This window comes from Alloprevotella rava, from assembly GCF_014195585.1.
In the GTDB taxonomy this organism is placed as follows: domain Bacteria; phylum Bacteroidota; class Bacteroidia; order Bacteroidales; family Bacteroidaceae; genus Alloprevotella; species Alloprevotella rava.
On the sequence record NZ_JACICA010000002.1, the window covers coordinates 224240 to 239875 of the forward strand.

The window sequence follows — 15636 nt, forward strand, 5'->3', positions numbered from 1 at the left end:
ATACTTGAAGAAACACATCCCCATAGGAATAGAATAAAAATAATTAGGTATTTTTGTCGCCATAAACCTCAAATTTCCTAGAATAATTTATGAAGAAATTTCTCTCTTTGCTTTTGCTGACAATAGCAGGACTCCTCAACACACTGCAAGCGCAGGTGTCGTTCAGCGTATCGCAGAAGCGTGTTTCCCCAACAGAGATAGACGTCACTTTCAAGGCTAAAATTGCCAAAGGGTGGCATGTCTACAGTACTAATATCCCAGACGGCGGCCCAACGGCGGCTCGCTTTGGTGTGGACAAGGCGGATGGTGCTGAGCCCATTGGAGCTCTCAAGCCAGGCCCTGGAGTGAAAAGTATGCACGACGAAGTTTTCGAGATGCAACTATCCTTCTTTGAAAACACAGCTACATTCACGCAGCGCATCAAACTAACGAAAAAGGACTACAAACTAAAGGCCTACTTGGAGTGGGGCGCATGTAACGATCAGAATTGCCTGCCGCCCTCTACAACAGAGGTAGTTGTCAACGGCTCCGATGGCCCTACCGGCGAGGCGGCCAAAGCTGCTGCGGCGGCTGTGGCTCAACAGCCTGGACAAAATACGAATGTTGCCACAGGAGTTCAGAACAATATGCTTGTTGATACGGCTGCAACCATGGCTACAACGGACACGGCCGCAGTTGCTCCCGTAGTAGCTCCGGCCGACTCTTCAGATGTGGCGCGCTGGTATGAATCTTCCATCGAGCAACTCAAGCATTGGGGCGAAGACGGCGGCACACACAACCGCACGCTTTGGTACATCTTCCTCATGGGCTTTGTTGGCGGACTCATCACAATTCTCACGCCCTGTGTTTGGCCTATCATCCCGATGACGGTGAGCTTCTTCCTCCACCGCAACGATGACCGGCGAAAAGCTATCCGCGATGCCATCATCTACGGTATAAGCATCGTGGTCATCTACGTATCTCTGGGCCTCATCGTCACCTCCGTATCGAGTGCCAACACCTTGAACGATTTGAGCACAAACGCTGTGTTCAACATCTTCCTATTCCTCTTGCTCGTTGTCTTTGCTGCCAGTTTCTTGGGAGGCTTCGAAATCACGCTGCCCTCCAGCTGGAACAACAAAATGAACGATCGAGCCAGCAGCGCATCGGGTTTCATGGGACTCTTCTTAATGGCGTTCACGCTCACCCTTGTGAGCTTCTCCTGCACAGGCCCTATCATCGGATTCTTGTTGGTTGAAGTGTCCACTGCGGGCGGTTCAATCCTCAACCCCACTATCGGAATGTTGGGCTTTGCCATTGCGTTGGCACTTCCCTTCACTTTCTTTGCTCTCTTCCCCACGATGCTGAAGAAAGCACCAAAGAGCGGGGGCTGGATGAACGTTGTGAAAGTGGTTCTGGGCTTCATCGAACTGGCTTTCGCTTTGAAGTTCCTCAGCGTAGCCGATTTGGCCTACGGTTGGCATATTCTGGATCGCGAAGCCTTCCTTGCCCTGTGGATTGCCATCTTTGGTTTGATGGGCGCTTACCTCTTCGGCTGGATTAAGTTCCCCAACGACGACGATGATACCCACACCAGCGTGACGCGCTTCTTCTTAGGCCTCGGCAGCTTGGCTTTTGCCATCTATATGATTCCCGGACTCTGGGGCGCGCCCTGCAAAGCTATCAGCGCCTTTGCTCCGCCGATGTACACGCAGGACTTCAATCTCGACCAAGTGAAGGTGGAGGCACATTTCCGCGACTACGAGGAAGGAATGGCCTATGCCAAGAAAGCAGGAAAACCGGTTCTGCTCGACTTCACGGGCTTTGGCTGCGTGAACTGCCGCAAGATGGAGCTGGCCGTGTGGCACGATGCCAAGGTGCGCGATATTATGAACAAGGACTATGTACTCATCTCTCTCTATGTAGACGATAAGACGCGCTTGCCCGAGAATATCGAAGTGAAGCAGCCAGACGGCACAATCAAAACTCTCCGCACTGTAGGCGACAAGTGGAGCTACTTGGAGAGCACCAAGTTCGGTGCGCAGACTCAGCCGTTCTATGTGCCTGTCGACAACGACGGAAAGGCCCTCAACCACAGCTTCTCTTACAAAGAGGACATCCCTGGTTACGTTAAATTCCTTCAGGAAGGTCTCAAGAACTACCGCGATAAGAAATAAACCAAACCGAGATAATCATTCATCCTCCCCACGTGCTCCACAGCGCGTGGGGATTTTTGTTGAGAAAAGACAGAGCCACAGCCCAGAAGGAATAACCCCCCTCCATCTCCCCCATAAGGAGGAGTGCTCAGCTTGGGTTCTCAGACTTTTCGGACCAGTCCGACCCGTCCGAGCCCCAATACTGATTCGTGCTCCTTCGCCCCTTTCGTGCTCCTTCGTGGGCTAAAAACATCAATAGAATTCCCACTTTCCCCCTCCCACGAAGCCCTTCAATCCGCGCACAAAAGGGAGAGAGCGAACAATCCAATCCTCCTGCACACGGATTTCCTTATTGCGTCAGCCTGCACAATAAGGATGTCAGCTGACAGAATAAGGAAGCCAGCTGACACAATAAGGAAAATGACGAAGAGGATAAGGAAGATTTTCATCAAAAGCAGCCGAAAAAGTGCGAAAAACCCTCGAAATCTCCACTTTCCGCAGGATTTCCCCCAATTTTTCTCTCCTGTGAAAGCAAAAATGCCACGAAAATTTTGGCAGAAAGCGTAAACAAAAAAATTTCTCCATCTTTTAGAAGAAAAGCCCTTGTCAATTTTTCAGGAGGTTTTTGGTATTCTCGGACAAGTCGGACGGGTCGGACTGGTCCGAGATTCTGTTGAAGGGGCTGCTTATCGGATTAGTCCGATAGGTCGGACCTGTCCGAGACCCAATAAAGCCACTCAAGAATCTCAAGTGGAAGCCGATCACTCCTCCTCATGGGGGAGATGGAGGGGCTTTTCCTTGTGTAGAATTCATACTTTTTTTCTACATTTGTCAGCAGAAATAAATCGACACAATATGAATCCGTTCCATTCTCTCCTCATTGCCGGACTGCTCTGCACCACGGCAGCATCGGCACAACGCTCGGAAACATTGCTCAAAACCCACTGGCAATTCCACAGAGGTGAGGCACTGGGCGCAGAAGCCGCGGAATACAACAGCAAGGCGTGGCAAGCCGTGAGCATCCCCCACGACTGGGCCATCACAGGGCCTTTCTCCCGCAACAACGACTTGCAGCGCGTGGCCGTTACACAGAACGGCGAGACGGAGGCTTCGGAAAAGACAGGGCGCACAGGTGGACTGCCGTATGCGGGAGTAGGGTGGTACAGAACAACTTTCGCGGCCGACACCGCCGGACGCACCACGCTGCTCTTCGATGGGGCAATGAGCGAGGCGCAAGTATTTGTAAACGGACGGAAAGCAGCTTTCTGGCCTTACGGCTACAACAGTTTCTTCGTCGACATTACGCCTTATCTGAATCCTAACGGCCAAGCCAACGTTTTGGCCGTTAGATTGGAGAACCGCCCGCAGTCGGCGCGCTGGTACCCTGGTGCAGGACTTTACCGCAATGTCCGACTCATCCACACAAACCGCATCCATGTGCCTGTATGGGGCACGCAGGTGCTCACGCCGCACGTGGCAGCCGACTACGCCTCCGTGGAGCTTCGCCTCAATGTGAAAGGAGGAGAGGGGATGCCCTTGCGCATCGCAACTACTATCTTCGACGATAACAACCATATCGTACTCACACGCGAGAACACACAAACCACGATGCACGGCCAGCCTTTCGTGCAGCATTTCACGATAGAACGCCCGCGCTTATGGTCGCCCGAAACACCGCAGCAATACCGCGCCGTGAGCCGCATCTATACGGCCGACGGACAACTACAAGATACTTACACAACGCGCTTTGGTATTCGTTCCTTGGAGTTTGTGCCCGACAAAGGGTTCTTTCTCAACGGTCAGCACCGTAAGTTTCAGGGAGTTTGCAACCATCACGACTTAGGGCCACTTGGTGCGGCCGTCAACCGAAGTGCACTCATCCATCAGCTCTGCCTACTCAAGGACATGGGTTGCGACGCTATCCGCACGAGCCACAATATGCCGGCGCCCGAACTCGTTGAGCTATGCGACTCTCTGGGCTTCATGATGATGATTGAACCTTTCGACGAGTGGGACGTAGCAAAGTGCGAAAACGGCTACCACCGCTTCTTCAAGGATTGGGCTGAGAAAGACATCGTCAACATGGTACGCCACTATCGCAACAGCCCGAGCGTTGTACTCTGGAGCATTGGTAACGAAGTGCCCACGCAGTGTTCGCCAAACGGATATGCCGTGGCCCGCCGCCTGCAAGACATCTGCCACCGCGAAGACCCCACGCGCAAAGTGACTTGCGGCATGGATCAGTGGGATTGTGTACTGACAAATGGGTTTGCGGCTATGATAGACATCCCTGGGTATAACTATCGCGCCCATCGCTATCAAGAAGGCTACGAGGGTCTGCCGCAGGGCTATGTGCTCGGTTCGGAAACGGCATCAACGGTCAGTTCGCGCGGTGTTTATAAGTTTCCTGTTGTCAAAGCGGACGGAAAGATGTATCCCGACAACCAATCCAGTTCGTACGACTTAGAGGCCTGCTGGTGGTCGAACATACCCGACTGGGATTTTGCCAACGCCGACGACCAGCCCTGGACTTTGGGGCAATTCGTTTGGACGGGCTTCGATTATCTGGGTGAGCCTACGCCCTACGACACCAATGCTTGGCCAGCGCACAGTTCCTACTTCGGCATCATCGATCTGGCTTCGCTGCCCAAGGATCGCTATTATCTCTATCGGAGCGTTTGGAATAAACAGGCGTCCACGCTGCACGTTCTGCCGCATTGGACGTGGCCGAGACGAGAGGGGCAGACTACGCCCGTCTTTGTTTATACGAATTATCCCGAGGCCGAACTTTTCGTGAATGGGAAAAGTCAGGGACGTCTGCGCAAGGCTGATGCACCAAAGTCTGCGCCGCGCCGCACCCAGCCCGAGGACTATAAGGATGTGGAGAAACGCTACCGACTGATGTGGAACGATGTTGTCTACGAACCCGGCGAACTTCGTGTGGTGGCCTATAATGATAGGGGAGAGCAGGTGGCAGAAAAGGTGGTGCGCACAGCAGGTAAGCCCCACCATCTTGAACTTGTGCGCGCCGACAGTGAATCTCTTCGTGCCAACGCTGAAGATGTGGCTTATTATACGGTACGTGCCGTTGATAAGGACGGTAATCTCTGTCCTACCGATAACCGACTGGTACGTTTCAAAGTTTCTGGCAACGCACATTTCAAAGCCACGGCCAACGGCGACCCCACTTGTCTCGATGCGTTCCAAGAGCCGCAGATGCACCTCTTTAGCGGAATGTGTACCGTGATTGTTCAAACCACCAACAAAGCTGGCGCATTCACCCTCGAAGCCGCAGCCGCCGGCTTGCAGCCCGCTCGCGCCACGGGAAAAAGCCAATAAAGGAAATCACCCCTAAGAGAAATCGACGCCCAATTCAGCTCTTCAAAATGATACGCCCCTTCCGTCCTCCATTTTCTCCCACATTCTCACCAACTTATCCCTCTTTTTATCAGCCAGGAATATCAAAATTGCACAGAAGTAGGAAAAAATGTGCAACGAGACAGCAGTTTTCGAATAAAAAGTTTGGGTATGTGCATAAATGTCTCTATTTTTGCAGCCTACAAAAACAGAAAAATCATATTAACAACAAATTAATTATTTACAATCATGTCTGAAATCTCTGATAAAGTAAAGGCAATCATCGTTGACAAACTGAGCGTTGACGAGGCAGAAGTACAAGACGGAGCAAGCTTCGCAAACGACCTGGGCGCAGATTCACTCGATACTGTAGAGCTCATTATGGAATTTGAGAAGCAGTTCGGTATCACTATCCCCGACGACCAGTCCGAAAAGATCAGCACCGTTGGCGATGCAATCGCTTATATCGAAGAGCATACAAAATAATATTTGTATCCATAGTTCCGATACCGACGTTTAACGTTTTCAGAAACGCGCCCCTCAATGGGTGCGTGTTTCTCCAGACGTTAAACGTTGCGCTTTATTAACAGATTAGCTCTCATAAAATGGAATTACACAGAGTTGTAGTGACAGGTATGGGTGCCCTCACGCCGGTAGGTAACACCGCTCCCGAAACATGGGAGAACATCAAAAACGGCGTTAGTGGCGCAGCTCCTATTACGCATTTTGACGCAGAGAAGTTCAAAACTCACTTTGCGTGCGAAGTAAAGAATTTTAAGGTTGCGGACTTTATCGACCGCAAGCAGGCTCGTAAGATGGACCTCTACGAACAGTACGCACTCGTAGCTGCGCAAGAAGCCATCAAAGACTCTGGTCTGGACCTCGACACAGTGGACAAAAACGAAATTGGCGTTATCTTAGGCGTCGGCATCGGCGGTATCCACACGTTTGAAGAGGAGGCCGGCTATTACGCATTGCATGAAGCTGAGGGTCCGAAGTTCAACCCGTTCTTCATCCCTAAGATGATTGCCGACATCGCTGCCGGACAAATCTCTATCAACTACGGCTTCCGCGGCCCGAACTACACAACGACGAGCGCCTGCGCCAGCTCCACCAATGCCTTGGCCGACGCGTTCAACCTCTTGCGTTTGGGCAAAGCTAACGCTATTGTAACTGGCGGTGCAGAAGCTGGAATCTGGGCTTGCGGCCTCGGAGGCTTCAACGCCATGCACGCGCTCTCCACTCGCAACGACGACCCCGAGCACGCAAGCCGTCCGTTCTCTAATAGCCGCGACGGATTTGTCATGGGAGAGGGTGCAGGTATCCTCGTGTTGGAGACGCTCGATCACGCTCTTGCTCGCGGCGCACACATCTACTGCGAAGTGGCCGGTGCAGGCATGAGTGCCGACGCACACCATATTACCGCATCTCACCCCGAGGGTCTTGGCGCAAAACTTGTTATGCAGCGCGCGCTGAAAGATGCTGAAATGCAGCCCGAAGATATTGATTATATCAACGTACACGGTACTTCTACTCCTGTGGGCGACATATCTGAGGTAAAGGCAATTAAGGACGTATTCGGCGATGCAGCTTACAAGCTCAATATTAGCTCAACGAAATCGATGACGGGCCACCTTCTGGGTGCCGCCGGAGGTGTTGAAGCCATGGTTTGCGCACTCTCAGTGGCCAACGACATTGTTCCGCCGACGATCAATCATGAAGATGGCGATGAAGATCCCGAGATCGACTATTCGCTAAACTTTACCTTCAACAAGGCGCAACAACGCGAAGTACGCGCAGCTCTGAGCAACACGTTCGGATTTGGTGGACACAACGCGTGCGTCATTATGAAGAAGTACAAGTAAACAAAGCTACGAGGGACGAGACACAAGACAGCGTTCAGTTGCTGGCTCTTAGTGTCCTGTCCCTTGTTTGTAACGTTGCATATCTCCTACATCGTCATTCATACGAGGGGTATTGTGCTTCGCAGCTTGTACCTCGCAACTCGTAACTTAATAGAATGAACACGAATTTACTTGATAGACTGAAGCTCCTCTTCCGCAAGGACAAGGAGCTTTATTTTCAAATTTACGACATCTTAGGGTTCTATCCGCACAATATAGAGCTCTATCAGACCGCTTTAGCCCATCGCAGCAAGGTGTATAAGAATCATTCCGGCCGCGCCGTCAACAACGAGCGACTCGAATATTTAGGCGACGCTGTGCTTGAGACCATCGTCAGCGACATTGTTTTCAAGAAATTTCCGCGCAGGCGAGAAGGATTTCTGACCAATGTGCGCAGCAAGGTGGTACAGCGCTCCACGCTCAACCTGCTGGCAGAGAAGATGGGACTTAGCCAACTCATCAGTCTCAATACGCGCCCCACAACTCGACGCAACAACATCGGTGGCAATGCCTTTGAAGCCTTTATCGGCGCGGTATATCTCGACCGAGGCTTTAAGAAATGCTACGAATTTGTGGACAAGCGCATTCTGGGGCAATACATCAATCTCGAAGCACTTTCGCGCAAGGAAGAAAACTTCAAGTCGCGCTTGTTGGAATGGAGCCAGAAGAATAAGCTACGTGCCGAGTTCAAACTGGAGAATATGGAAGGGGAGAACAGCAACTCTCCCGTGTTCAACACCATCATACTCCTGGAAGGCAAAAAAGCAGGAAAGGGGCGTGGCTACTCTAAGAAAGAGAGTCAGCAGAACGCCGCACATCAAGCGCTCGAAATGCTCAACAAGGACACCAAGTTTAAGGACAGCATCTTTGCAGCAAAGGAAAGCCGCACTGCCATGGAGGCGCAGGAATTTGCGGCTCTCCCATCCACTGAAGCTTCTCCTGTGCTTGCCGACAAGACCGCAAAAAACTAAGGCTACAATAAGCCGCATCATAACTACAAACGCCCGACCTCTACAGGCCGGGCGTTTTTCTGTGAGGACAAGCTCTCAAAGAAGCTGCATCCTCAATCTATCGAAGCGAAAAGCTTTAGAGGCCGAATTTCTTCAAACCCTTGTTCACCTCTTCTGAAGTCTTTTCCTTGGCTTTATCTGCCGATTCTTTCATAGCTTTTTCGGCCTTCTCAGCACCTTTTTTCATTTCTTCCTTTGCCTTATTCTTGGCAGCTTCTTTTGTAGCATCCACGGCCTTATCTGCCGCTGCGCTTGCAGCTTCCTGAACCTGCTCGGTAGCAGCTTTTGTTACCTTCTCCATAGCACCATCGGAAGTTTTTGCCACATTGACCATCCCGTTCAGGGTTTCAAAGAGATTGGTGGCAACATCCGCTTTAGCTGCAGCAGCATCCTCCGAAAGGCTCACTTTCGCCTTTGTGAGGGCTTCTTTCACTGCTGCATTGCCGTTGATATAGTTCTGAACCAACTGCGCATACTTTACCACGGCTTCTTTGTTACCGTCAACCAAGTATTGCTGAAGCGTAGCCTGCACAGCCGTAACAGCCGCCTGCAACTTCTCGGGGTCATTCACACTCGCCTTCAATTGCTCCGTCACGCCCTGAGCCGCAGCAGCCACGGGGTCATTCGTAGCATCAGCCACCACTGTCGTACTGTCGGAATCGTTTACTCCGCCTTTCTCTGTCTTGTTTCCTCCGCAGGAAGCGAAGCTGAAAGCAGCAACCGCTGCCAATGTGAAAACAATTTTCTTCATACTTATTCTTTCTTTTGTTATTATTACATTCGGCCACAAATGTAAAGAGTTCCAACAACAATATGTAAGCGTTTTCCAGTTTTTAACAAAACATTAGTATTTCTTATACTATTGTGGCATTCGCAGACTGTGGGAAACAAAAAGTGCCAATGGCCACCCAGCATGATAGGGCAACGCATTGGCACGTTATCTTAGTTTTCCGCTCTCTTAGTCGCGGCGCTTAGGCACTGGGGGAGGGGTATTTCCTTGTCCTAAGGAGGAGAGGCCGTTCTTTGCCAGGCCGGCAATCTCTTCGCGCATCTCTGTATCGCCCAAAAGGTTTTTGAGTCGGTAGTAGTCCATCGCGCCCATATTGCCATCGTTGAGGGCTTTGGCCAGAGCCAGTGGCACTTGTGCTTCTGCACGAATCACTTCTGCGCGGGCTTCCTGCGCCTTGGCTTTCATTTCCTGCTCTGTGGCCACAGCCATAGCGCGACGCTCTTCCGCCTTGGCCTGAGCGATGTTCTTATCAGCATTGGCCTGATCCATTTGCAAGGTAGCACCGATATTCTTACCCACATCGATGTCGGCAATATCGATGGAGAGAATCTCAAAGGCCGTACCAGCGTCGAGTCCCTTACGGAGCACCAGCTTAGAGATGCTGTCGGGGTTCTCCAACACGGTTTCATGGCTCTCTGCCGAACCGATGCTCGACACAATACCTTCGCCCACGCGGGCCAGGATGGTTTCTTCGCCTGCACCACCCACGAGTTGCTGGATATTGGCGCGCACCGTGACACGAGCCTTGGCGATGAGCTGAATACCGTTCTTTGCAACGGCAGCAACGGGCGGCGTATCAATCACCTTAGGGTTCACACTGGTCTGCACAGCCTCGAAAACATCGCGACCTGCCAAGTCGATAGCGGTAGCCTTCTCAAAGGTGAGGTCTATATTGGCTTTATTGGCTGAAACAAGAGCATGAACCACACGCTGCACATGACCACCGGTCATATAGTGTGCCTCGAGTTTATCACGCGTAATATTTTGCAGTCCTGCCTTGTGCGCCTCAATCATACTGGGCACGATGATACCTGGCGGGACATTACGGATGCGCATCAAGAAGAGCTGGATCAACGAGATATGAACGCCAGAAACTTTCGCGCTCAACCAGAGGAAGAAAGGCACAAAATAGAAAAAGATGCTTAGGGCAACGATGATGCCGAAAGTCATAAGCACGGATACAATTTCCATAGTGTGATATTTTATATGTTTGGTATTTGCTGCAAATATAAGGATTTTTTTTAGATGCAAGGGTGGGAGGGGAAAAAGCCTTTGCAGCCCAAAAGGGAAAACTCTGCATCCAAAAGGGACAAGCCCCCTCCATCTCCCCCATAAGGGGGAGTGCTCGGTTGCCACTTGGAGGGTTGAGTGACCTTGTTGGGACCCGGACTGGTCGGACCTGTCGGACCAGTCCGATAAGCAGCTCTCTCAACAGACTCTCCGACTCGTCCGACAGAATCTTGGACAAGTCCGACCAGTCCGACTTGTCCGAGAACACCAAAAAACCTCCTGAAAACTTGACAAGAGCTTTCCTTCTAAAAGATGGCGAAATCTTCTGGCTGGCGCTTTCTGCCAAAATCTCCGCTGCGTTTTTGATTTTGCAGGCTGGAACAATTGGTCGAAATCCTGCGGAAAGTGGGGTTTTCGAGGGATTTTCTCATTTTTTTCGGCTGCTTTTGGTAAAAATTTTCCTAAGCATCCTCGTCGGTTTCCTTATTGTGTCAGCTGGCTTCCTTATTCTGTCGGCTGACGCAATAAGGGAATCAGCCAGCAGCCTTATTGTATCGGCGCGCAGAAAGGGGGAGTTGTTTGCTCTCTCCCTTTTGTGCGCGGATTGAAGGGTTTCGTGGGAGGAGAAAAGTAGGAATTCTGTTGATATTTTTAGCCCACGAAAGAGCACGAAAGGGGCGAAGGAGCACGAATCAGGATGGGTTCTCGGACGGGTCGGACTTATCGGACCTGTCCGACTTGGTCCGATTCGTCCGACTGGCCTGATTCGTCCGAGAACCAAAGCTGAGCACTCCCCCTCATGGGGGAGATGGAGGGGGCCCTATCTTTTCTCAACAAAAAAAGCAAGCAGGGGATTTGCATCCTCTGCTTGCTCGTTAATAGATATATGTCTGTGCTTAGATCTTATTCGCCTACCACGGAGAATTCGGCACCGCTGGCGTATTCTGCGCCGTTCTGCTCGCTGAGAGCACGGAAGCGGATGTAGCGCGCCTTAGTGGGCTGAGAGAAGAGAACGCGCTGCGCTTTTGCAGAATTCGGGAACTCGCCTTCAGCCACCTTGCGCCACGTTTTGTTATCGTTGGAAACGTAGATTTCATAAGCTTTCACACGACCATTGACTTTGTCCTGACGCGGAGTGTAAACAAAGCCGCGCATCGTGCCTAAGACACCAGAGTCGAAGTCGACCCAGTGGGGGAACTTCGTAAGCGTAACGCCATATTGCGTATGCCAATAGGTGTCGAGCCTATTGTCGGTGAGGCGGGTAGCCTCTCCTTTGTCCGGCTCTATACTGCTGGCGTAGATGGCCTCCAAAGGAATCTCGTCGATCTTCGGGAAAATCATGCTCGCAGTACGTTTATCGCCCTTGTACTGAACCGTAACTACGCCGCCCTGGTGCAGGTTGAAAGGTTTGGTGTACACCTGTGGTTTACCACCATTGATGGAGTAGAGAATCTGACAGTCTTTTTCTTTCGTAGAGAGCGTGAGTTCGCCAGCACGGTCGCGCGAGAACGCGATAGGACTGGTTGCGCTGGTCTTCACCTTGCCTTGCTCTGCCGCGTTGTTGTTCGTAACGGGGCGGATGAGGAACGCAAACGTGCGAGAAGTAGACTTCACTTGATCTTCCAGCAATGGGCCTGGGCCGCAGCTTGCACCTCCGAGACCGCGCACCTGCGCATCGAGATGAACATGAACCGCGGAGCTCTTCGGGAGCTTATAGGCATGAGAAGCACCCATGAGTTCGAGCTGACTCCAAGGCAGAGCGGAACAGCTGAAAGTACTGTCGGCACGGAAGAGAACGCCATCGCCGGCATTATCCGTCAGCGACATCCAGCGCACATCCTCGCGGTTGCCCATAGCTTGCGGTTTCGGTAGAACGATATAGCTATCGTCGAGCTTCTGACCATACTGCTGCACAAACTGGCCCGTCTTGCGGTCGGAATAGTTGTTGACAGGGCCGCGACCATAATAGGTGTAGTTGTCGTACTGCTTAGGCAATTCGAGCGCATAGCCCATACGCGGCATGTCGATACCTGCATGGTTGGTTGTCACAGCACTCTGGAGTTCGATAGAACCATCGGGATAGATGGTATAAACGAGCTGCTGCGTGAAAGTAAGGATACCAGGTTCGGTAGACTTCTCATTGATGCGATAAACATCATCGGGATTGCGATCGGTATTGCTGTAAGTGTTCTGACATCCTGGAGCTGTATGACTTTCTACGATGAAAGAAACAACGCAATTGCCCTGCTTGTCAGTAGTAATCGTGGAGCTCTTCACATTGTGCGTCAATTTGTAGAGACCATTACGGAACCAACCGCCAATCTGCCAATAATCATTGTCGATTGGGGCGCGGAACACATCCAGCTTAGGACCTTGGCCCTTTTCTATCATCTGCTTACCAGCATAAGTAAGCTCTCGGATAGCACCTTGCTGCGTGTCGAAGATAACTTTGAAATTGTCGCCGCTCACTTCAACACCGCCAGCAACGGCACGCGACTGCGGCACACTCTTCTTGGCTTGCGACTGCTGAACACTGGGCAGAGTCCGCGCCGTTTGGAGAAGCAGCTGTTCGTTCATCTGCTCATAGCCTGCCTTAGCCCAAGGTTGGTCGGCACGGGTAAAGAACTGCACTTTGAGGAAGTACTCGGAATTGGCGTCAAGTTCGGCCATCTTGTAGTTAGGAACTGTCACCACGCGCTTTTCACGGGCGGGGATGGCAACGTTATAGTTCCAGCCAGAACCAGACACCTGCTGGCCGTCCTGCCAAAGGCTGAAGTGGATGGTATATTCGAGGGGCTCGAAATAGTTCTTATTGAAGATTTCCACCTGATTGGTCGCTGCATCCACCAACTTAACGCCGACGTTCTGGTAAACCTTCTTCACTTCAAAATATTGAGCCTTCGGCGTGAGATCTGGGCGCATCACACCGTTCATACAGAACATTCCGTCGTTGGGCTTATCGCCGAAGTCGCCACCATAGGCCCAGTAGTAGGTGGTAGAGGGAAGCCCCTTGACAGTATTCTTGCCGTCCACCTTATATTGCGCGTCCTGCACCTTATTCATAGCCTGGTCCACCCAGTCCCAAATGGCGCCACCCATCACATAATTGGTGCTTTCGATAGCATCCCAATAGTGCTGGAGATCGCCCACGGCGTTACCCATAGAATGGGCATACTCGGAGATGTGGAAAGGATATTTGGCTTTCGTCTTACCGGAAGCCAAAGCCTGAACACCGCCCACGCTGGGATATTGGTTAGAACCCATGTCAACGATATCGTTGTTGCGCTCATACTGCACGGGGCGAGAGGTGTCAAAGGCCTTGATGGCGGCGTAAGCTTTCTTGAAATTGTCGCCTGGGCCGGCCTCGTTGCCAAGACTCCAGATAGCCACGGAGGGGTTATTCACTTCGGCGTGTACCATCTCCATGTCACGCGCGATGTGCTGATTCAGGAATTCGGGCACATGGGAAAGCGAAGGAGCTTCATAATAGTATTGATGGCTTTCTATATTGGCCTCATCTTCGAGATAGATACCATATTTGTCGCAGAGGTAGTACCAATAAGGATCATTGGTGTAGTGGGAGTTGCGAACGTGGTTGATGTTGGCACGCTTCATGAGCATGACTTCTTGTTCCATCTGTTCGTGGGTAATAGCATGGCCGCGGTCGGGATTCGTCTCGTGGCGGTTCACACCCTTAAACTTGATGGGCTTACCATTATAGAGATAGTAGCGACCTGCCAGGCCGAACTCGTCTTGACTTGCGGGGACATCCTTAATCTCAATCTGTCGGAAGCCAACATAAGTGGAGTAGGTATCGATAGTACGGCCTTTCTCGTCTTTCAGTTCGCCCACGAGGACATAACGCTGCGGGCGCTCAGCCGACCAAGGACGCACAGCCTTACCTGCCGCAATCTGCGCAGTGGCCAGTTTCTCGCTGCCTTTCTTCACCAGCGAAACGGGAACAGTTCCCTCCACTCCGCTGACAGGCTTAGTGGCATCGCCGTAAAGCTCCACCTCGAGCAGCTTATAAGCCAGCTGGAACTTCTGATCCTTTTTGCCGAGATTGGAAACATAGGTCTTCACGTTGAGCACTGCATCCGTGTAGTTGGCATCCTTATAAGAGGGAATGGCAACTACATCGCGCACCTGCAACTGTGGCTTCGATGTGAGATAAACATTGCGGTTGATACCTGGCAGGCGGAACATGTCCTGACTTTCGAGGAACGAACCGTCGCTGTTGCGGTACACTTCCAGCGCCACAACGTTCTCGCCCTTCTTGTTGAGGTAGGGAGTGATGTCGAATTGCGCTAACGTGCGTGAGTTCTTCGAGAAACCCACGTATTTTCCATTGATCCAGAGATAGAAGAAAGAGTCCACGCCGTCGAAGTTGATATACACCTGACGACCCTTCCAATCGGCCGGCACGGAGAATGTACGACGGTAGGAGCCCACCTCATTGGGGTATTTCGCTGTAAGCCAGTTGCTGGGAGCTTTGCGCATAACGCCGCCTTTCCAGTCGCCCACTGCCACATGATGGGCGAAGATGACGCGCTGATTAGAATAGATGGGCAAACCATACTTCCAAGAGCCGTCGGCCTGGCGCCCTGCCATGTTCCAGGACATGGGCACTTCGATATTGTCCCAACCGCTCACGTTGAAATCTGGGCGGTAGAAATCTTGCGGTCGTTCAGAGGGTTGCTTCACCCAGTTGAACTTCCACTGACCGTTCAAACTTTCGTAGTACTTGGACGCCGTGGGTTGCACGCGAGCCGCTTCGCTCTCGTTGGCAAACGAGAAGAAGAAAGCGTGCGGCATCTGCTTGTTGTACGCCACGGAGTCGGGGCTTTGCCACTCCCAGCCTGTTGGAGCTGCATCTTGCCCATAGTGATAGCCTCGCAACTGCGTTATAGCCGATGTTTGAGCCATTGCGCCCAACGGCAGAGCCAGTCCGAGGAACACCCAAAGGTTTCTTTTTTTCATTAGATAGTGTATTGATTAGTTATATATTCTTTCGGAAAATCGAAACAATGTTTACTTTTGTCAATAATTATAGGGGCAAAGATAGTACAAAGTCTCTATAATTTTCTCACAGCCTTATAAGATTTTCTCCGAAGGAGCTATTCTTGCACTTATGGGACAAGAATTTCAAGACAAAGGAGCAGCACACCGACAAGATATATTAACTTTGCATTCCGAAAATTTTGGAAAAA

9 protein-coding genes are annotated in these 15636 nt (G+C 51.4%); 6 read left to right on the top strand and 3 right to left on the bottom strand.

Going from position 1 to position 15636, the window contains the following annotated elements:
- Positions 1–89: 89 nt before the first annotated feature.
- From FHS60_RS02935 to rnc, 5 genes are all read left to right on the top strand, one after another.
- Entirely contained in the window at positions 90–2156 is a 2067-nt protein-coding gene (locus FHS60_RS02935) for a protein-disulfide reductase DsbD family protein (RefSeq protein ID WP_183694752.1), read from the top strand.
- Between the two features lie 834 nt (positions 2157–2990).
- Positions 2991–5474 carry a DUF4982 domain-containing protein gene (locus FHS60_RS02940; protein WP_183694755.1) on the top strand — a complete coding sequence of 828 codons (2484 nt, stop codon included), beginning with the start codon at positions 2991–2993 and terminating at the stop codon, positions 5472–5474.
- Positions 5475–5741: 267 nt separating this feature from the next.
- Positions 5742–5978, top strand: coding sequence for an acyl carrier protein (locus tag FHS60_RS02945; protein ID WP_009347569.1), 237 nt, complete (start codon positions 5742–5744; stop codon positions 5976–5978).
- A gap of 119 nt (positions 5979–6097) precedes the next feature.
- On the top strand, positions 6098–7357 hold the full coding sequence (fabF, locus tag FHS60_RS02950) for a beta-ketoacyl-ACP synthase II (protein ID WP_009347568.1): 1260 nt from the start codon (positions 6098–6100) through the stop codon (positions 7355–7357).
- Positions 7358–7512: 155 nt separating this feature from the next.
- The gene (gene rnc / locus FHS60_RS02955; RefSeq protein ID WP_009347567.1) at positions 7513–8367 is read left to right on the top strand and encodes a ribonuclease III; all 855 of its coding nucleotides are present in this window, start codon (positions 7513–7515) and stop codon (positions 8365–8367) included.
- A 115-nt stretch (positions 8368–8482) separates the two neighbouring features.
- Here the strand turns inward: rnc and FHS60_RS02960 are convergent, their stop codons facing one another.
- Positions 8483–9157 carry a hypothetical protein gene (locus FHS60_RS02960; protein WP_183694760.1) on the bottom strand — a complete coding sequence of 225 codons (675 nt, stop codon included), beginning with the start codon at positions 9155–9157 and terminating at the stop codon, positions 8483–8485.
- Positions 9158–9364: 207 nt separating this feature from the next.
- Entirely contained in the window at positions 9365–10387 is a 1023-nt protein-coding gene (gene floA, locus FHS60_RS02965; protein WP_009347565.1) for a flotillin-like protein FloA, read from the bottom strand.
- 269 nt (positions 10388–10656) lie between these two features.
- Here floA and FHS60_RS02970 point away from each other — a divergent pair, with 269 nt between their 5' ends.
- Positions 10657–11034: a hypothetical protein gene (locus FHS60_RS02970; RefSeq protein ID WP_183694763.1), complete on the top strand. Its 378-nt coding sequence runs from the start codon at positions 10657–10659 to the stop codon at positions 11032–11034.
- Between the two features lie 295 nt (positions 11035–11329).
- Here FHS60_RS02970 and FHS60_RS02975 read toward each other — a convergent pair whose 3' ends face one another.
- The gene (locus FHS60_RS02975) at positions 11330–15406 is read right to left on the bottom strand and encodes a glycoside hydrolase family 2 TIM barrel-domain containing protein (protein ID WP_183694766.1); all 4077 of its coding nucleotides are present in this window, start codon (positions 15404–15406) and stop codon (positions 11330–11332) included.
- Positions 15407–15636: the final 230 nt, after the last annotated feature.